We start from the raw sequence: 18299 nt of genomic DNA on the forward strand, positions 1-18299 counted from the left end.
ACGATCCAACGATCGCCGCACCCTCTCGTTCATCCGAGAGGGTGCGACGCCGATGGCTTATTACTTACCGAAGTAGCGCCAACGCCTGCTGCGGCAATGAATTCGCCTGCGCAAGTATGGCGATACCTGTTTGCACGAGGACCTGGTTCTTGGTGAACTGAGAAGTCTCATAGGCAATGTCCGCATCGCGGATCCGGGATTCGGCCGCGGTGAGGTTCTCGCTGGAGATCTCCAGATTCGCGATCGTGGCTTCGAACCGATTCTGGAGTGATCCATATTCGGCGCGAGCGGTGGCCACGGCGCTGATGGCGCTGTCGATGTTGCTCAACGCGCTCTGCGCATTGGCCGATGTGGACACGTTCACGCTGCTGATGCCCAGCGCGGAAATCGTCAGCTGGTTCAGGTCCATCGTCAGCGTGTTCCCCGTGCCGCTCTTGAAGCCCACCTGCATCGTGAAACTGATCGTACTGCCGCTGGTCAAGGCTTGCCCGTTGAATTCCGTCACCGTTGCGATACGATCGATTTCCGAACGCAACGCCACAAACTCCTGGTCGATGTACGACCGTTCGGTGGCGCCCACCGTTCCGCTGGACGACTGCGAAGCCAGTTCGCGGAGCCGGCTCATCAGATTGCCGATCGTGGCAGCCGCACCGTCGGCGATCTGGGTCAAACTGATGCCGTCTGACGAGTTCCGAACGGCTTGGTTGATGCTGCGAATGTGCGCCCGCAACGTCTCGGACAATCCGAGACCGGCAGCGTCATCCGCGGCACGCGTGATTCGGAGACCGGACGAGAGGCGCTCGACTGAGCGTCCCAGGCTCCCCGTACTCACGCCTAGATTGCGCTGGGCCGAAATGGATGCAGGATTGTTGTTGACGATAATGGACATTGACACGTCCTCCTTGAGACAAAAACTTGATCCAACTCTTCGCCTCCGGCATCCGTGCAGAGGCACATGCCCCGCTCATACCCATGAGCCGGTCTGGTGTCTTATCGGTAGAGTCGGGCGGGACTTGAGCCGCCCGCCAATTGAGCACGAAGAGACGCTAAGGCTGTACCAACGGACACCAATCTGCCGTCACCACGGGATATCCAGACGGGGTAGTATTTCATACTCCAACAAATCCGCCAGACGGACCATGTCTTGGGCCGCACGAGCCTCCAACAATTGCTGCACCCATGGCGCCAATGCAGAGGCGCCGGTTCCCGCTCGCATCGCGACCGAAGCCTGGTCTACGAACTCCAGATAATCTGCCAGCCGGCCCATCCAGGCATCGAGCGGGGAAAGCGGCGACGGTCCAAATCTCAACTTGGAGATCAAGGCGGTTCCATCGGCGCGTAGCGTCTCGGTGAATTTCCTGATGGACCCCTCGGCAGCCCGCATGAGCTCCGGCATCGGCTGCGACAACGCCGTGAGCCGTTGGAACCGCATGGCGGGTTCGGCGAGAAACGCCGAATCCAGGTCTCGGTCAGTAATCGTGCGATGATCGAGCTGCAGCGTGGTCACGATACGCGCGCGGGCATGGGCCCGTTCACTGACTTCCGTCAACACATCCTCCATCGTCAGGGGCGCGTCGACTTCCCAGTGATCTTGATCCAGCGTGATATGCATGGTCGGTCTCCTCTTATCTGATACCGGCATACGAAGCGGGCACAATTGGGCTTGGGTTAACGGTATCCGAAACGGACGCAAGTCGGGAGGCCACAATGCCTATCTCGCGGCGCCAGCGATGATAGGCCGCCGCGTGATGCCGCGCCATCTGTTCCAGTCCTTGCACATTGTCCTGATGCAGCAGGCGGAGCGCGGCCGTGGTCACTGGCCTTGTGGCCCACGTCGCCGTGCCGGCCATGGCGACTTTCTGACGATCCTCCGCCTGGGTCCGCTGTAGTGATTGAACGGCTTGGACAGGAATGGGTGCTTGCCCAATAAGCGTCACGATATGGTCGGCGCGTTGGCAGAGCGTGTCGAGCAGGGGCACCATGGCTCCGATGCACGCCGATGCCTCCCGGGTATCGGGAGGAAGACCGTTCAATACCGGCAGCCGGCTGGGCTGTCCGGTAAACGACGCATACCATCGGCGTCGCCAGAAAGCCGCATACCAGGCTATGGCAGCGTCCTCGCGGCCGGAGACGAGCTGGAAACAGCCCAACTGATCGTCGTCGATGCCCGATCGATACAAGCGATAACCAGGGGCAACCGTGGGCAGCGGCCCTTCCCCCACCACATGTCGCATGACCTCGACGATGGAGTCGATCGGCAAACGGTCCTTACAGGCGTGGTGCGGACAGACCTGGTCGAACCCGCAGGGGGCACAGTCCAAATCCGGTTGCACAACCCAGTGCCCCGTTCCATACGGGCCGGTTTCCTGAAAATCCACGTGGCCGACAGACAGATCGATCACCGGAGTCTGGACGCCGACGGCCAAGTGCATCGGTCCTGTGTCGTTCGTGAGCAGCAGCCGGCACCGCGCCAGGAGGGCGGCGAGTTGCGCCAGCGTCGTCTGACCCACGGCATTCTTGATCGAGCTGCGCCCACCCGCCTCTCGATACGTCCTGATGACATGAGCAACGGTTTCCCGCTCCGATGCGGCTCCGACAAACAGAATGCCGCCGTTCCAGCGTGCGCTGAAACGGGCCAGCGTCTCGCCGAAATGCTGTGGGCGCCATGCCTTCATGACGTCGCTCGCTCCGGCTTGTACCGCAATCCATTTGGCGTCCGGTCGTTCCGGGTTGGACAAAAAGCGCTGCGCCCAGTCTCCGCTTTCGGCCGGTGCCGTCACATGCAGCGGCGCAAACGAGCCGGGCCGGCTCCCAGCCAGCGCATAGACATCGACGAGGTTGAATCGATTGATCCGGCGGATCTGGTGAATGTCGGTAAAGTAGGCCATCCAGGGATTGTCGATGACCGTGCCCCCATCCCACGCGCTCCGCGCCCCACGGATATCCGGAGCGCCGACGTAGTCAGCCAGCAGCGCGCTCGGACGGTTGAACGTGAGGTTGATGATGCGGTCATAGCGGCGCTCGTGCAGATCTCCGGCCCATGCCGCGACTTCTCGATACAGCGCGACGGTATCTTTGACGCAGGCGCGGCTTTCGTCGATTAACGCATGGAAATCATAGGCGATGATGTCGCGCAATCCATTCAGCATGGAGGCCACCGGCGCGAATTGCCGATCCACCACCAGGTCCACTGCCACACCCGGCCATTCTTCTCGAAGGCGAGCCAACAGCGTGCCCATTTGCACGAGATCTCCCATGCGGGTGATGTTTACAATCAACACTTGCTTCATGTTCAAGCCCTAGAAAGACGAGCTTCGAACTTCCGTTTCATGATCACCGAGAAACCCGAGACGAGAAACGTTGATTCAGACAAGGTCCCTCGTTTCAGCGCGATAACAATCCAACATCAGGATCAACAGCTCTTCCCTCGCCAACTTGTGGCCTGCGCCTTTCGCCTTGATCTGGGCCGCCACTTCTTTGAGCTCCACACGTTGACCTGGCGGAAAGCTGCGAAGCAGCGCCGCAAGCTCAGGAGGCGCGTCTCCCCGCTGCGCCAATGCGCCGGCGTCACGCCCTCCACGCATGATCGTCCCGATCCGGTCAGGCTGCTGCAGACCGATCGCAGCCAACAACTCTCTCATACGATGTCCATACGTATGGTGCGCAAGCACCCGGCGGCGCGCCGCCTCGGCAATCGCGCGCCGCCCGGATGCATCAGCGAGCCACGTGCGGATGAGTGACGGGACCTCAGCCAGAGTGGTAAACCGGGCCATCTCGTGGGGAGCGAAGAGGTCGGGAAAGAGTGCCCGCTCATCAACCAGTTGAAACGCGCCGCACGCCGCCAATTCAAACGTCCGTGGATTGACAAAGTCGGCCTCCGGATCGAGCCCATCACCCGCACAGGAATGAAGGTTCAAATTGATGGCTGTGGCATTGAAGACCTTCATACAGGTCTCGGTATCGATGCGGGCGCCGCCGCGCTGGAGAACCGGCGCGAGATCATCCGCTCCTTCCCATTCATTACCCCAAAGCTTGAACGACCAATCCTTCGACAGCCATGTGGGAAGGACCGCGCGACGATTGGCATATCCTGCGCCGACGAACGACACGTCTGCGCCATATTCACTCTGTTCGGCTGGGGTGAGCGTACGCGGCCGATGCAGCGCAGGGTCAGCCGCCATCGGCAGATAGCTGACCTGGCGCGCTCCGGCCCGCTTCAACGCCTCAAAACACCGAGCTTGCTGGATCACGAACCAATAGTCGTAGCCGCCGGCCAATTGCTGCCAATACGTCAGATGCCGATAGTTTTCAACGAACCACATCGCCGTGAGAAATTTCTTTTTACGCAGATGCTCGAGCACCGGGAGATTCAACGGCGCCTGCGCGAGCGCCAGCACAAGATCCGGCGGATCCTCGGCGAGATGCGCCATCACCCCCAGGCTCAGGCTATCTGCGAACCGGCTTTGCATCGTCAGACGATGCCGCGGCTCGCGATACGATCCGAACAGCTCATAGCTCGCCTGATGGCGGCTCTGATCCAGCCAACTGACGCGATGCCCCAGCGACTCGAGCGCCGCCACGGTGTGATGGGCAATGGGAAGCGAGCCGCCGTAGATCGGCCCGACGACGGCGACATGGAGCCGGCCACCCTGCTTGCTCGCAACCAGCTGGCGAAGTTTCGCGTCCAAGTCGCGATGCGCATCGGTGTGCAGACAGGCGGCCGACGCAAACGTCATGAAACGGAGCGGCACCGAATTCGTGACGAGTCGCTCGGCCATCACTTCCGGTGTCCCCCAAATCCAGTCAACTGTGTTGACCCACGCATCCATGGGTCTGGCCGACAGAGCGTTCTTGAGCACCGCCAGATCGGGCACGACGACCGCCAGTCTCGCTTCTCTCGGCTTCAGAGCAACCAAGGCTTCGACGTGATAGAGCAGTCCGACCCCGAGCACAACGCCGAGTTCGTCCGTCTTCCATTCGAGCAATCGGGCTTCGGCCCACACACGGGCTTCTTTGCGCGGATCATACCCGCTGTGTACCCATCGTCCATCATACGTCGCCGACGGACTTCCTTCGCGCGACGGCACGATCGTCAACAACCCGTCCGGACTATCCTGAGCCGCCTGGACAAGCGCCGGAGAGAGCCGTCGAAGGCCTTCGAGATTTTTCGCCAGATAGCTCATGCGCACGCCGGCTCCAATTCACGCCAGAGCGCCTCCCGCTCATGCGGCGGAACGGCTGGTTGCCCGACTGGGGAATAATACGCGCCCCATCTGTCGCAGTGACTCGTCCATACGCTCCAGCCGGCCGGCGCATGGAGACCCTGCTCCAATACTGCCGCGAGGGTTTCATCGACCGGCCACGTTCCGTCCCGCGCCTCTTCGGCTTGCCACACGAGGTGGTGGAAACCATACGGTCCCGTTTCATGCACCCGCGCCCGCGCGAAATACCAGCCGATGACCGGCCTGCCGAGCGCTGAAGCAAGATGCAGTGGGCCTGTATCGGAGCCGATAATTCGATGACAGCGCATGAGAATCACAGCCAGCTGAGCCAGCGACGTACGGCCCGTCGTATCCCAAATCCGACCCAACGCTGTTGGGGACAGAGGTGCCTGAATCTCGGCCGCTCGCTCCTGCTCTGTTCCAACAAGTACAACGCGGCCTTGTGGTGCCGCGGCGAGAAAAGAGGTAATCCACCGGCGCCAAACCTGTGTAGGCACGACCCGCTCAGTCTCCCCTGCCCCCACAATGAGCGCGACCCACGGAGCCCCTTGCTTCCCGATGCAGTCCAGATCGTCCGATAGTTGAACCGTCGGCGGATTCAGCATAACAATCCGTTCCGGCGGAGAGACTCCGCAGAGCCCACAAAACGCATCGGCAAGGTGCACCCGCTGGCCCCGGCGCCGCTGCGCTACATCGCGCACGTAAGCTGCCCAGGGTGTCAGCGCCTCGTCGAGCGGTCCATGTTGTAACGGCCCCTTCACTTCCCGGCCAAGCAAGGACGCAGCCACCAGTGCGCGACGGTGTTGATTGAGGACGTACGCACAGTCGTACCGCTCCGGCGCCAACGTTTTGAACGCTGCTTCGACTTCAATCAGATGTTCCGCACGCAAGTCCTGCCGGGCAATTTCAGCACGCTGTTGCCAGGCTGCTCCATCCCACTCAAGGACGTTTTGAATCCCCGGGATCAGACGTCCCACGCCAGCGAGATGCGACGGGCAGAGCAGATCAAGTTGTGTTTCGGGAAAACGAACGCGGAGTCCAGTGATTGCTGGAAGGGTTTGCAGGAGATCGCCCAATCGAGCCAGTTGTATGACCAGTGCGCGTGGCATTCGTTCATGCTTTCGCCTGACCGACATGATCGAAGAGCTCGATCGGGTCAGAGGTTTGGGTAGACTCAAGCAAGCGGTATGCTGAGTCGCTTTAGAGATGCGCTGCTTCCACGGCAAACGCCGCTTCCTTTCCTGCGATCGCTTGCTCGAGTTCGGCCAAACCATCATACGTCGGGGCAAGCGCGCGAAGCGTTTCATACTCTTGGCGTGCGCCCACGATCTGTTCCCCTCGGACCAGTACACCGGTCAGCGCAAAGCGAACCGACAGGTCGGCCGGATTCCGCGAGAGATAATGACGCAAGCGCTCACCCACCTCTTGCCAGCGGTTTTGTGCCGTACCGGCCCGCAGCAACCAATGGATCGCTTCGGCATCATCAGGATGCTCGGCGAGCACTTGACGGAACCGTTCCCAGGCGCCTTGTGCATAGGCCCTTCCCATCGCCGCCATCCCCATGCCCATCAAACATTTCTTACGGTCCGCTCCTTGCCGCAGAGCCGAGGCAAATGCGGCTTCAGCCTGCTGATACTGCTCCCGCTGCATGGACAGAATGCCGCTCAGCAAAAGCCCCTCCGCATGATCGGGGGCGGCGTCCAGCAACATTCTCAGATGACTCTCCGCATCCGTGAAATTCTTCTGCTCAAGCAACGTGCGGACCAATGCGGCCCGCTCGGCAGGCGCATCCACCAATGCCAAATAGCGGGAGAGGAACCTCACACGTAAGACCGGCTCTTTCATCTTCTCGGCGACCATGGCACCCCACGACAAGACGAATCGGTCGTTCGGCCAATCGTCGACCATCCGGAGTTCCCACTTGACCGCCGCCCAATCCTTTTTCAACGCAGCCGCTTGCAGCGCCGCAACATGCGCCCAGGCAGCTCGATCATGGACGTCGCTCATCGGCTCCAATTGTGTCGGGAATTTTACGTCTCGAGGGCCGCTGACTAATTTGAAGCCGTCGGTGTGATAGTGCAGATCTTCGTCTGCCAGCCACCAATGAGCGCCCCATCGTTCCTCAAGCAGCCGACTATTGTGCTCGTCATGACTGTTCCTGCCGGAGGTCTGGCTTTCCAGATGATACAACACACTGCGCGGCTGATAGATGATGTGATAGCCTTTCTCCCGAATCTTCAGACAGAGATCCACATCCTCGAAGCCATTGATGAAGCTTTCGTCGAAACCCAACGCTTCCTCGAAAACATCCCGACGAATCAGCATGCAAGCCGCCGTGACTGCCAGGAATTCTCGTCGCTGATTGACGGCCGGGACGGTACTCGAAGCCGCTCGATAGATGTGATAGGCGCTTCGAAACGACCGCATAAACACGACGCCGGCATGCTGAACGGATCCGTCCGCAAACAGCAGCTTGCTGCCGACCGCGCCGACTTCCGGATGCTTTTCCACCTCGTCCACTAACGGATTGAGCCAGTGTGGTTGTGGGACGGTGTCGTTATTCAGAAACACCAGATACTTACCGCGTGCCACCCGTGCGCCCTGGTTGCATCCCTTGGCAAATCCAAGGTTCTGCTCGTTGCTGACGATTTGCACATTGCCTTTAAGCCCTGCCAAAAACTCCTTGGTCCCATCCACGGATCCGTTGTCGACGATGATCACTTCGAACGTGACATCGGTCGCCGCAGCAGCCAATGCGGACAGGCATTGCCTGGTCAAGTCGAGTTTGTTCCAAACAGGGATGATGATGGAGCAGGTACACGACGGCGCCGGCTGCAAAAGCGCGTGATATTCCTGCAAAGCCCGATCCTGCATCTCCCGGACCCCGGGGATTGATTTCGAAACTTCACGATGCTTTTCGTAGATCATCGCGGCCGTTCTCGCAAAGTCAGGACGGCGGCTGCTGGTCATGGACGAGCCGTCGGTCCGCCAAGTGAACTCCGCAGTCACCTTCTTGAGATGCTTAAAGGGATACCGGCGTGAAATCCTGATCCAGAGATCCCAGTCTTCGTGGGAGGTGAGCGCTTCATCGAACAGACCTGCCGCTTCAAGACAGACCCGTTCATGCATCACGCTCAAGACAGGAAAATAATTGGAGATCAGCAATCGCGCAGCGTCGAAGTCGTAGGAATAGGGGATATCTCGGCTGGTTTCGACGTACCGGTCTCCCTGCATTTTTTCATGTACCCGCCAGGCATCGGTGTACGCAACACACTCATCATGCGTCTCTAAGTAATTGACCAGGGTCTCCAGATGATCGGGAAAAAATCGATCGTCATCGTCCAGATAGGCGATATATTTGCCGCGCGCGAGCTTGAGTCCCGTGTTGCGGGCGGCAGCCAGTCCCCGGTTGGCCGCATGCCGGACGTAGGTGATCCGCCCACCGGTGTTCATGTCGCTCAGCTCGGATTCCGCACTGGACCCCGCGTCGTTGACCACAATGATCTCAAAATCCTGGTACGTTTGGGCCAGGACACTTGCGATGGCACACCGTAGTTGTTGGATGCGGTTATGCGTCGGCATGATAACCGACACCATCGGGAATTCTCGATTTGGTGTCTCCGATACCTTTACTGGAGAGACACCAGAGGGAGCATTCGACCGAGAGCTCTCTCCACTGATCCGTTCGGTCTTGTGCTCGACAATCGAGGCGATCTTGCCGCCGTAGTACTGCGCATTGAAGACCATATCTGGAACAGGATCGAGCCTGCGCAACAGTTCCTGATCATCCGCTGTTTGCCTGAGAAGAATAAACCCCTCACTCGCACCGGTCTGCCCCGTTGCAAGGCGCCGCATGACTTGAAGATTATGATCGAATGCGCGCGGCATCTTGATCGTCTCGTGGACGAACCGAAAGCACATCTCCGCCTTGTCATGGAGGCCGAACAAGGCCAGCAGGACCCCAAGATTGTTGATCGCTTCGAGGCCATCGCCACGCTCCACAAGTGCCTGACGGAATTCCTCCACCGCGAGCTGGGGACACGGAATATTGGCCGTCAGCAAAAGCAGACCGAAATCCACATGCGCGCCATACCGGGCCGCTTGCTGGTCCGCACACTCCGACAATTCCGGATACAACTCTTGGATCTCGACTCGCGCTCGCATGGCGCTAAGGAGTGTGACGGTTTCCGGCCCAGTCTTGCTGGCAGGACCGGTGGAAATACCTTGTGGATGAATGCGGTATTGGACCAACTTTTCGTCCATATATTTGAAGCGGACGCGGGCGCCGGCCGCTTTGAGCCAGAATTGATAATCCGGACAGAAGCCAGTTTCGAAACCACCCAGGTCTTCGATCACCCGCCGCCGGACGAGCACCGTCGGATGCGGCACGATGTTTTTGCGAAACAGGGTGCGGAGCAAATTCCTCGACGTGAACGCCAAGGATTCTTGAAACCGAAAGTCGGTAGCGAGTATCCGTCCTTCCGCATCGATGTGAGACCCGTCCGAAAACAGGATATCGGCGGCAGGATCGTCCTTCAACGCGGCCATTTGCGCCGAGAGCTTCCTAGGCATGAAGACATCGTCGGCCCCGATGAACGCGACATACTCTCCGGTGACATAACCCATGCAGGTGTTCAGCAACTGGTCGAAGGCCGCCCCAGACTGCGCAATATTGCCGTGGTAAATGTATCGGATTCGCGGATCACGCGCGTACATCATGACGATGTCCCGCGTCCGATCGGTGGACCCGTCGTCGAACAGCACCAATTCCCAATCGGTGAACTCCTGGCCCAGCACCGATTGAATGGTCTGATCGAGATAGCGTTCACCGTTGAACACGGTGCAGATGACTGAAACCGTCGGCCGTTTGGTCGACAACCGTTCCGTGTCCCGATGATCCGGTTTCTGGACGGGCCGCATCATAGTCATCGTCCAGTCCTCACCGGCTGTGCATGGAGCATGGTGGCTTCGCGCAGACCGGTCGCCACCTGTTGTTGTTCCTCCACCGTCATACCGGGAAATATAGGAAGCAGCACCGAACGATCCCGCCTCCGTTCCGTGTACTCCAGTTCGCTTCCCTTTCGCCACGGCTGTTTCTCGTACGCCGGTTCTCGATGCGCGCACATGATCCCTCTCCTTGTCGTAATGCCGCGGTTCAAGAGTGACTCCATAATACGTTCCTGATCACCATGTTCCGGCAGCCCGACACAATAGCTTTGCCAGTTGCTGCGAGCCCAGGCCGGTTCATGTGGTGGCACACAGTCCGTTCCTTCGGCAAGGAGATGACGATAGTGCGCGGCCAGCATGCGCCGTTGGCGAACAATCTCCGACAATTTGGCAAGTTGCACCCGCCCGATTGCCGCCTGCAGATCCGTCATCCGGTAATTGAAGCCAAGCTCGTCATACGTTTCGAACACCACCCGGCTTGCGTCATGCCGCTGGCGATCCGTGACCGTCATGCCGTGCTGGCGCCATAGTCTGAATAACCGGTCATACTCCGGATTGGCGGTGGTCAACATGCCGCCTTCCCCTGCCGTGATCACTTTTCGGGGATGAAACGAAAAGCTGGCGATATCTCCGTGCGGCCGGCCGACACGTTCCCACCGTCCGTCCAACCAGATTTCGCTGCCGATTGCGCAAGCAGCGTCTTCAATCAACGCCAGTCGGTGGGAACGAACGATCGGGAGAATCGCGCCAAGATCGCACGGCATACCCATCTGATGCACGCAGAGCACCGCCTTCGTCCGCGGAGTGATCGCGGCAGCGATCAAAGTCGGATCGATATTGAAGCCGTCTTTTTCGATGTCGATAAAGACCGGCACGGCGCCGCAGTACCGGATGCTGTTGGCGGTGGCGATGAACGAATGGCTGACGGTGATGACCTCGTCACCCTCGCCGACCCCGACTGCGCGGAGAGCCAGATGCAACGCGGCGGTACAGTTGGAGACGGCACACGCATAGGGAGCCGAAACGGCTGCGGCGAATTCCTGCTCGAAGGCTTCCACTTGAGGTCCTTGCGTGAGCCATCCGGAGCGAAGGACGGCCTCGATCGCCGCGTGCTCCTCCTGAGTGATAGACAATTTGGTCAAGGGAATCGGCATCGTCGCGAACTCCTCGGTTAGGCAGCAGCCTGTGTGAGCGTACTCTGCCACCAATCGACTAAGTGACGCAGGCCGGTTTCCAAGTCTGTCTCGGCATGGAACTTGAGCAGCCGGGCCGCTTTCTCTGTGGACGCCAGTCGGCGAGGCACAGGATTGACCGCTCGTGCAGGACCATGCTCGGGCCGTAGCTGAGAACCCATCACGGCGAGGAGTTGCTTCGCCAGATCGTTCAAGCTGGTTTCGACACCGGTGGCAACGTTGAACACCTCATCCGTCACGTCGGCTTGGGCGGCCAGGATATTGGCGCGGGCAATGTCCTCGACGTACACGAAGTCCATTGTTTGTTTCCCATCACCCAGAATCAGCGGCGACTGTCCTTGGGCGATCCGCTCCATCCATCGGATCAAGACCTCCGTATACGCGCCATACACATCCATGCGGGGTCCATAGACGTTGAAATAGCGAAGCGCGACATAGTTGAGCCCGTGCATCTCGTGAAAGCTGCGCAACAGGCCTTCATTGAAGGCTTTGGCCGCTCCATACAATGTCCGGTTATTGTAGGGATGGTGAGCTTCGGTCGTCGGAAAGTCGTCGGCCAATCCATAGATCGATGCCGACGAAGCCGCGACCACCTTCTTCACGCGGGCTTGGACGGCGGCTTCCAACACATTGAACGTACCGTCGGCGAGCACTTCCAACGCCAACCTGGGATCCTGGGCACAGTGAGTGATGCGAATGGCCGCTTGGTGGAAGACGAGATCGATACCCTGCATCGCGGATGCGACGGTCGCACGATCCCTGATGTCTCCCTCAATGACCTTGACGCTGCCATGTTGCAGAGCCCACGAGAGGTTGTCCCGTCTGCCACGGGAGAAATTATCCAGCACGACAATCTCCCTGGCACCCAAACGAATCGCATGGTCGGCGATATGTGAACCGATCAACCCCGCCCCGCCCGTAATCAGCACTCTTCCCAAGTTCATGATTGTTCCAGCCTTAGGCCGCCCGCCGGCCGATTGAGGTCAAGGGAATGATCCCGCCGCTCGCCGCAGTACTGGGCAGTGGTGGAGGCTGATCGGCGACCTTTCGCTTCCCCATCACCGCATCCACGGCTAGCTCGAAGCCCCATTCCCATCGCATACCCATCCAATCGGTGCATGGCCCGCACAGGTCGTGTGCGTCGGCATAGCGTTTCTCCAAATGTGCCTTTCGCAAACGCGCGTACTCTTCACTGTGCCAGAGCTCTCGAATCGAATGGGTCCCGATGCTGCCTATGACTGTCTTTTCAAGCCAGTCCACGACGCAGAAGCGGATGGATCCATCGCTGCCGATGGTAATGCGCTTCCAAAATTGCGGACATGCCCAACGCTCGACACCGCTCATTTGATCCACGACCGTCCCGGGTTTGCTGGGAGTAAGTCCAAGATTCGTCAGATAGCCGCGAACGATCACGCGGTCCACCAACGGTGTCCAGTACTTCACGAACTCATCCACCTCTTCCTGCGTGATATCAGGCTGCACGATGATGCTGAGCATGATCTTCGTCGGTGCTTTCATCTTGTCGCGGTGATACAAGAGCCGATGGATGTTCGACCAGACTCGATGATAGTCGGCTCCGACACGAACCCGTTCGTAGGATTCTTTCCGCGCCGCATCCAGGCTGATGTCGATGAGATCGATCCCGATCTCCAGCAATCGCTCCATCATGGTTTTGCGCGGCAGCCGCTTCCCCTTCTCGATCGCCGGATTGTCCAGCAACACCCCGTTGGTCGTGAGACCGACCGGCTTCACACCCTTGGCCTTGGCGTATGCCGTCTGATCCAGAAACTGCGGATGGATCAGCGCCTCGCCGTCCGGCGAATAGCGCAGCAGCGTGATCGGATACTGCGAAATCTCATCGATCGCCTTGGTGTACACATCCCACGACATGTAGGTGGCATGAAAATCGGGGCGATCCGGAAACCCCTGCCCTTGAGGACAGTGGATACAACGGAGATTGCACACGTTCGTGTTCTCCAGCGTAATGATGGAAGGGAATTCCTCCGCGGCTGGAGTGGCGAAATCATAGACGGGAAGGGTTCGCGACATGACGCATCTCCTTTCAGTTCTACTCAGCACTTCTGAAAACGCTTTTGCTCGAATCCGGTCTCAAACACCCCGAACGGCACCACGTAATGCCCGCTGTAGTGCGTACGGAGTCCGTCTGAACCGAGTGCGGCAAGACGGCCTCGGTCGCCAATTATGCGCGTGACGAAATAATACGGGAGTTCGATGCTGCCCCACTGCCGCTTGTACTCGTACACACCGCAACGCTTGTTCGCGGAAGACTGCCAGTTATAGACCGTCACTCCCTGTCCTCTCGCCCACTCCATGGAATAGTCCGTATTGAGGAAATTGGGCGCCAGCTTCTCAAGCGCGCTGTCGAAGCTGAGCATGAACACGTCCATAATTCGCCGGTGGTACACGTAGAAGCCGCCTGAGACCACCGCATCATTCATTTTGAGCAAGACGAGTTGTGCACGTCCTTTGGCCACCAAGCTACGAAACAAGTTCTCAAACAACCGGTAGTCCAGTGGTATTGCCCCGATCTCCCGGTGCCGTTTCTGATGGATGCGGTACCACTGCTCCAATTCCGCCTCGTTCTTGCAGAAACCGGCCGTAAAACCCGCCTTGCGGCCGCGGTTGACGTTGTTTCGATGGCCGTGATTGCGATGCGCCGGACGGTCGAGCGGCACGTACTGCGTGAAGTTTTCAAAGATGAAGTCGGGCGACAAATACCGCTCATACCACTCAAGGTCATCGGTGAACGGATTCGTGATGACGCTGAGGGTGAGGCAGTGGTGAAGTTCCGCCAGCGCAAGCGCCCGTTCGAGCAGGGCTCGGTAAGTCTCTCCAATTAGCGCGTGAGACAGGCCGGGACGATGAAAGACCCCGCCCAACGGTCCCGGTTGAGGAACGGACGTCAGCACGTTCCCCGTGTCCGCCTCATACAGATAGAGCGGCAGCCCGGCCAGGTCCTGTGTTCCGTCCGTGCAGATAAGAAAGAGAGGCCTGTCCGGCCCGAGACATGCGATCGCCCGGCACCAGTCCATCGACTGTTGAATGCAGGCATCGGGACACTCGTCGAACAACCGCTCATAGCGGGCAACCGACGAGGGATCTGCCGGGTCGATGTCAATGACCTGCAGCATGGACCTCCCCAGCCGGCTGATGCGGTCCGCTCACCAAGCGATGCAGCGCGTCGGCTACCTCATCAACATGGCCGTCGGGCATCTCCGGATATAATGGCAATGACAGCACGGTGGCTGCCGCCTGTTCCGTGATCGGAAATGCTCCGAGCCGGTAACCAAGTGACGACGCCCATGGTTGCAGATGGACGGGAACCGGATAGTGGATACCGGTCTGAATACCGGCTTCCTGCAGCTGCGATTGCAGCCGGTCTCGATCCCGTACCCTGATCACGTACAGATGGTAGACGTGGTCGCCATGCGCCAGACGTTCCACACGGCCGGCGGAACATTTCTTTAGCTTGGCATCATACCGGGCTGCGAGCTCGCGACGCCGCTTGCTCCAGGACTCAAGATGGCGCAGTTTGACACGAAGGATCGCGCCTTGAATCCCATCCATGCGGTAGTTGAACCCCAAATACTCGTGATGGTATTTCCGTTCGGCGCCCCAGTCGCGAAGGATCCGCAGCTGACGGTCCGCCTCATCATGGCGAGCCGTGACGAGGCCACCTTCTCCGCACGCCCCGAGATTCTTGCCCGGATAAAAACTGAAGCAACCGAAATCGCCGATAGAACCAACCGGCTTTCCCTTATAGCGGGCTCCATGCGCCTGACACGCATCCTCAATGACGGTGAGTCGATGGGCTCGCGCGATATCTAGAATGGGATCAAGATCCGCCGGCTGCCCATAGAGATGGACGGGGATCACGGCCTTGGTCTTCCCCGTAACGGCCGCCGCCAATCGATTGGGATCCATCGTGAGCGTACCGGGATCGACATCCACGAACCGAGGGATCGCGCCGGCGTATCGGATGGCGGCCGCAGTGGCGACAAAGGTAAACGGTACAGTGATCACTTCGTCGCCCGGTTGTATGCCGGCGGCCAAGAGAGCCAGATGCAACGCGCTGGTACCGGAGTTCACGGCAACGGCATGGCGCGATTCGATATATCGCGCGAAGTCCTGCTCGAACGACATGACTTCCTGCCCCAGCACATACTGGCCGCTTTGGAGAACCGCCAGGACGGCGGGTTCCAACTCTCCCTTCAAGAAGCGGTACTGCGCCGGCAAATCGGAAAATGGAATCATGCCGCGACCTTCATGTGGTGCAATTCGATCGGTGTCCCCCGCTGTGCCAGCGACAACGTGGCAGCCTCGAGAATCTCCACGACGCGGGCACCGGCCTCGCCGTTTGTGATCGGCGTCCGCGACTGCCCGATGCAATCAAGAAAATGCCGCGCCTCATGCCGGAGCGCTTCCGTGTTATCCAGCTGTGGAGCCCACATGTCGCCCGCGCGATAGCCGACCATCATCTGATAGACTTTTTCGCTGTGCTTGCTCTGAGGCTGGCGCGTCACACCCTTGTCGTACACCTTCACCTTTTCGCTGGGCTCCACGTCGTCGTACATGATCATTTTCCTGCTGCCGCCGATCAACGTGCGACGGACTTTGACGGGAGCCAGCCAATTGACGTGTACGTGAGCCAAGAGGCTGGAATCGTAGAAGAGGGTCAGATAGGCGATGTTGTCCGGCTGTCCGGGGAAGTGGGTGATCCCGGTGGCCGATACGGCGCGCGGTTTGATCGGAAGCAGGTGCTCCATGATGGAAAGATCATGCACAGCGAGGTCCCACAGCACGTTGACATCGTGTTGAAATAGTCCGAGGTTCACCCGGACCGAATCGTAGTAGTACAAGTCTCCCACTTCACCGCCATCGATGAGTTCCTTCATCTTCCGGACGCTGCCGGTATAGACGAACGTGTGGTCGACCATGAGCACGAGCCGGCGTTTCTCCGCCTCTTCGATCAATTGCCAAGCCTGCTCGCTCGTGATGGCCAACGGCTTCTCGACGAGCACGTGCTTGCCCGCCTTGAGCGCTTCCATGGCTAACTGGAAATGCGAAGAAACAGGGGTCGCGATGACGACGGCATCGACGGCCGGAGACCGGATCAGCTCACTGGGGTTTTGCATGATGCCGATTCCCGGATAGCGCGAGGCGGCGAGCGCCAGACGATCCATGCGCAGGTCGCTCACCGCCAGAACGCGCGAGTCCGCCATCTCATGGAAGTTGCGCACGAGGTTAGGTCCCCAGTATCCAAACCCGATGACTCCGATGCCGATCATGCCGACTGCTCCTTCCGATTCAATGCCGCAAATCGCGCAGGCACGCCCATGACAGTGGCCCGAGGCGGCACGTCGTGTGTGACGACTGCACCGGCGCCGATCTGAGCATCTTCTCCGATGGTGACTCCGCAAAGAATGACCGCTCCGCTACCGATCGAGGCGCCACGTTTGACGGTGGTCTCGATGACACTCCAGTCCTGGTCCGTTTGAAGACGGCCGCCGGTTGTGGCGCGCGGATGGCGATCATTGATGAATATGACGCCGTGGCCTACGAAGACTTCATCCTCGATCATGACGCCTTCGCAGATGAACGAATGCGAAGAAATCTTGCATCGACGGCCGATGCGCGCCCGTTTTTGAATCTCGACAAATGCGCCGATTTTTGTCTCTGCTCCAATGCGGCACCCGTAGAGATTGACCAGCTCCGGGTGGTGGATCACGACTCCCTCAGCAAGCAGCGTACTGGGACTGATAGGCATACCGGCTCCTCTCATTCTCTACATAACAAGTTGTGTGCCAGAGTCAGCAGACCAATCCGGCGGCTATTCCGGCAAAAGCGAGAATTTATGTGAGTGGCACAGGCTCGACCGGCAAGATTTGCCGAGGCCCATGTGGAAGGAACTGCCGTCTCATGGTGCGTCGTGGCCATGGACCAGTTCGAGCGATAGCTGCCCCAGGCAGCAGCACAAGTCCATCTATGGGGTGAGAAACGGGGTGCTCGCCTTCTGCGACACACATTGCTCGATGGCGTTTCGGACGGATCCGCCCCACCCCCGATATTCGATGTACTCCAATTCGTTGAAGCGAAACTCCACGCCGATTATGTCGCCGCCGTTTCGCACTTCCGCGCTTTTGACGATGCCCGTCAGATTGGTAATATGCCCTAGTCCCGGAAGCTCGAACTCCAAGCGGACCGTAATTCCCGAACGCAACCATGAAGGTCTTTGGGCCAACAATACGCTGCAGCCTCCCTCACTGAGGTCTTTGAGCAAACCCCCAAGATAGTCCCCGGTGGACAGCGTGGACGCGGACGCATTGCCTGCTCCGGTTCGCATCAATAGGATTGGCTCATTGGACGACACGCGTTCATGCTTACGCAGATGCATTTCCTCCACGAGCTTCGGATAGGCGATGAACATCAATGGGACCGGCGAAAGAGTCAGATCGCGTATCTCGCTGTGGTATCCGACCAGCTTCCCGTCATGAAGATAGCTGACAATGCATGGCGTACCTGCGGGGACTTGCTGATCATAACCAAGTTGTAGCGGTCGTTCGCAGACCAGCCAAGCATGATCCTTCCATCCAAGAAGCGTTGAGCCGTAGGTCACCTTTTCCTGATCAATGGTGAGGGATATTTTCAGCGACAATCCGACCGACAAGAAGGAACCCGCTGGGGGAACGGATACGACAACGTCATTCATGATGATCGTTCCTGAGCTCTCAGTCGACACAAACCGACTCTGATGGACTCTATCGGAACGTTCCGGGCCGATCTTGAGGAACCAGGATCGATCACACCAGCTCAGAACCGATCACAACACATCTCGATGCAAGGATAACGATCAAGTTCGACGCATCCTTCGCCGATAACGCACACGAGGCCTCTCTTCTGTCGGCACGCCCGACCG

Annotated in this window: 14 protein-coding genes; all 14 read right to left on the minus strand. The window is 59.0% G+C overall.

The window, feature by feature from the left end; translation table 11 throughout:
• Positions 1–64 precede the first annotated feature (64 nt).
• The 14 genes from H8K03_03885 to H8K03_03950 all read right to left on the minus strand — a co-directional run bounded on the left by H8K03_03885 (position 65) and on the right by H8K03_03950 (position 18092).
• On the minus strand, positions 65–889 hold the full coding sequence (locus H8K03_03885) for a flagellin FliC (protein UVT21066.1): 825 nt from the start codon (positions 887–889) through the stop codon (positions 65–67).
• 189 nt (positions 890–1078) lie between these two features.
• A complete protein-coding gene (locus H8K03_03890; protein ID UVT21067.1) occupies positions 1079–1612 on the minus strand; it encodes a hypothetical protein in 534 nt (177 codons plus the stop codon).
• 13 nt (positions 1613–1625) lie between these two features.
• The gene (locus H8K03_03895) at positions 1626–3290 is read right to left on the minus strand and encodes a glycosyltransferase family 9 protein (GenBank protein ID UVT21068.1); all 1665 of its coding nucleotides are present in this window, start codon (positions 3288–3290) and stop codon (positions 1626–1628) included.
• Positions 3291–3365: 75 nt separating this feature from the next.
• Positions 3366–5183 (minus strand): glycosyltransferase, encoded by a 1818-nt coding sequence (locus H8K03_03900; GenBank protein UVT21069.1) that lies wholly within the window; start codon positions 5181–5183, stop codon positions 3366–3368.
• The gene (locus H8K03_03905; GenBank protein ID UVT21070.1) at positions 5180–6331 is read right to left on the minus strand and encodes a glycosyltransferase family 9 protein; all 1152 of its coding nucleotides are present in this window, start codon (positions 6329–6331) and stop codon (positions 5180–5182) included. The genes H8K03_03900 and H8K03_03905 overlap by 4 nt, the downstream gene beginning before the upstream one ends.
• 91 nt (positions 6332–6422) lie before the next feature.
• On the minus strand, positions 6423–10151 hold the full coding sequence (locus H8K03_03910; GenBank protein UVT21071.1) for a glycosyltransferase: 3729 nt from the start codon (positions 10149–10151) through the stop codon (positions 6423–6425).
• Positions 10148–11323 (minus strand): DegT/DnrJ/EryC1/StrS family aminotransferase, encoded by a 1176-nt coding sequence (locus H8K03_03915; GenBank protein ID UVT21072.1) that lies wholly within the window; start codon positions 11321–11323, stop codon positions 10148–10150. Before H8K03_03915 ends, H8K03_03910 begins: the two co-directional genes overlap by 4 nt.
• Positions 11324–11340: 17 nt before the next feature.
• A complete protein-coding gene (locus tag H8K03_03920) occupies positions 11341–12306 on the minus strand; it encodes an SDR family NAD(P)-dependent oxidoreductase (GenBank protein ID UVT21073.1) in 966 nt (321 codons plus the stop codon).
• A gap of 13 nt (positions 12307–12319) precedes the next feature.
• On the minus strand, positions 12320–13411 hold the full coding sequence (locus H8K03_03925; protein UVT21074.1) for a radical SAM protein: 1092 nt from the start codon (positions 13409–13411) through the stop codon (positions 12320–12322).
• Positions 13412–13434: 23 nt separating this feature from the next.
• The gene (locus H8K03_03930) at positions 13435–14514 is read right to left on the minus strand and encodes a GNAT family N-acetyltransferase (protein ID UVT21075.1); all 1080 of its coding nucleotides are present in this window, start codon (positions 14512–14514) and stop codon (positions 13435–13437) included.
• Positions 14498–15637 carry a DegT/DnrJ/EryC1/StrS family aminotransferase gene (locus H8K03_03935; GenBank protein ID UVT21076.1) on the minus strand — a complete coding sequence of 380 codons (1140 nt, stop codon included), beginning with the start codon at positions 15635–15637 and terminating at the stop codon, positions 14498–14500. The genes H8K03_03930 and H8K03_03935 overlap by 17 nt, the downstream gene beginning before the upstream one ends.
• Positions 15634–16671, minus strand: coding sequence for a Gfo/Idh/MocA family oxidoreductase (locus tag H8K03_03940; protein ID UVT21077.1), 1038 nt, complete (start codon positions 16669–16671; stop codon positions 15634–15636). Before H8K03_03940 ends, H8K03_03935 begins: the two co-directional genes overlap by 4 nt.
• Positions 16668–17165, minus strand: coding sequence for an N-acetyltransferase (locus tag H8K03_03945; GenBank protein ID UVT21078.1), 498 nt, complete (start codon positions 17163–17165; stop codon positions 16668–16670). The genes H8K03_03940 and H8K03_03945 overlap by 4 nt, the downstream gene beginning before the upstream one ends.
• A 201-nt stretch (positions 17166–17366) precedes the next feature.
• Positions 17367–18092 carry a flagellar brake protein gene (locus tag H8K03_03950; protein ID UVT21079.1) on the minus strand — a complete coding sequence of 242 codons (726 nt, stop codon included), beginning with the start codon at positions 18090–18092 and terminating at the stop codon, positions 17367–17369.
• Positions 18093–18299 lie beyond the last annotated feature (207 nt).

The sequence above is a fragment of the Nitrospira sp. genome, from assembly GCA_024760545.1.
Lineage (GTDB): Bacteria > Nitrospirota > Nitrospiria > Nitrospirales > Nitrospiraceae > Nitrospira_D.

Coding starts and splice junctions, on each gene's coding strand:
- H8K03_03885 (UVT21066.1), bottom strand. CDS start 889: ATGTCCATTATCGTCAACAACAATCCTGCATCCATTTCGGCCCAGCGC.
- H8K03_03890 (UVT21067.1), bottom strand. CDS start 1,612: ATGCATATCACGCTGGATCAAGATCACTGGGAAGTCGACGCGCCCCTG.
- H8K03_03895 (UVT21068.1), bottom strand. CDS start 3,290: ATGAAGCAAGTGTTGATTGTAAACATCACCCGCATGGGAGATCTCGTG.
- H8K03_03900 (UVT21069.1), bottom strand. CDS start 5,183: ATGAGCTATCTGGCGAAAAATCTCGAAGGCCTTCGACGGCTCTCTCCG.
- H8K03_03905 (UVT21070.1), bottom strand. CDS start 6,331: ATGCCACGCGCACTGGTCATACAACTGGCTCGATTGGGCGATCTCCTG.
- H8K03_03910 (UVT21071.1), bottom strand. CDS start 10,151: ATGACTATGATGCGGCCCGTCCAGAAACCGGATCATCGGGACACGGAA.
- H8K03_03915 (UVT21072.1), bottom strand. CDS start 11,323: ATGCCGATTCCCTTGACCAAATTGTCTATCACTCAGGAGGAGCACGCG.
- H8K03_03920 (UVT21073.1), bottom strand. CDS start 12,306: ATGAACTTGGGAAGAGTGCTGATTACGGGCGGGGCGGGGTTGATCGGT.
- H8K03_03925 (UVT21074.1), bottom strand. CDS start 13,411: ATGTCGCGAACCCTTCCCGTCTATGATTTCGCCACTCCAGCCGCGGAG.
- H8K03_03930 (UVT21075.1), bottom strand. CDS start 14,514: ATGCTGCAGGTCATTGACATCGACCCGGCAGATCCCTCGTCGGTTGCC.
- H8K03_03935 (UVT21076.1), bottom strand. CDS start 15,637: ATGATTCCATTTTCCGATTTGCCGGCGCAGTACCGCTTCTTGAAGGGA.
- H8K03_03940 (UVT21077.1), bottom strand. CDS start 16,671: ATGATCGGCATCGGAGTCATCGGGTTTGGATACTGGGGACCTAACCTC.
- H8K03_03945 (UVT21078.1), bottom strand. CDS start 17,165: ATGAGAGGAGCCGGTATGCCTATCAGTCCCAGTACGCTGCTTGCTGAG.
- H8K03_03950 (UVT21079.1), bottom strand. CDS start 18,092: ATGAATGACGTTGTCGTATCCGTTCCCCCAGCGGGTTCCTTCTTGTCG.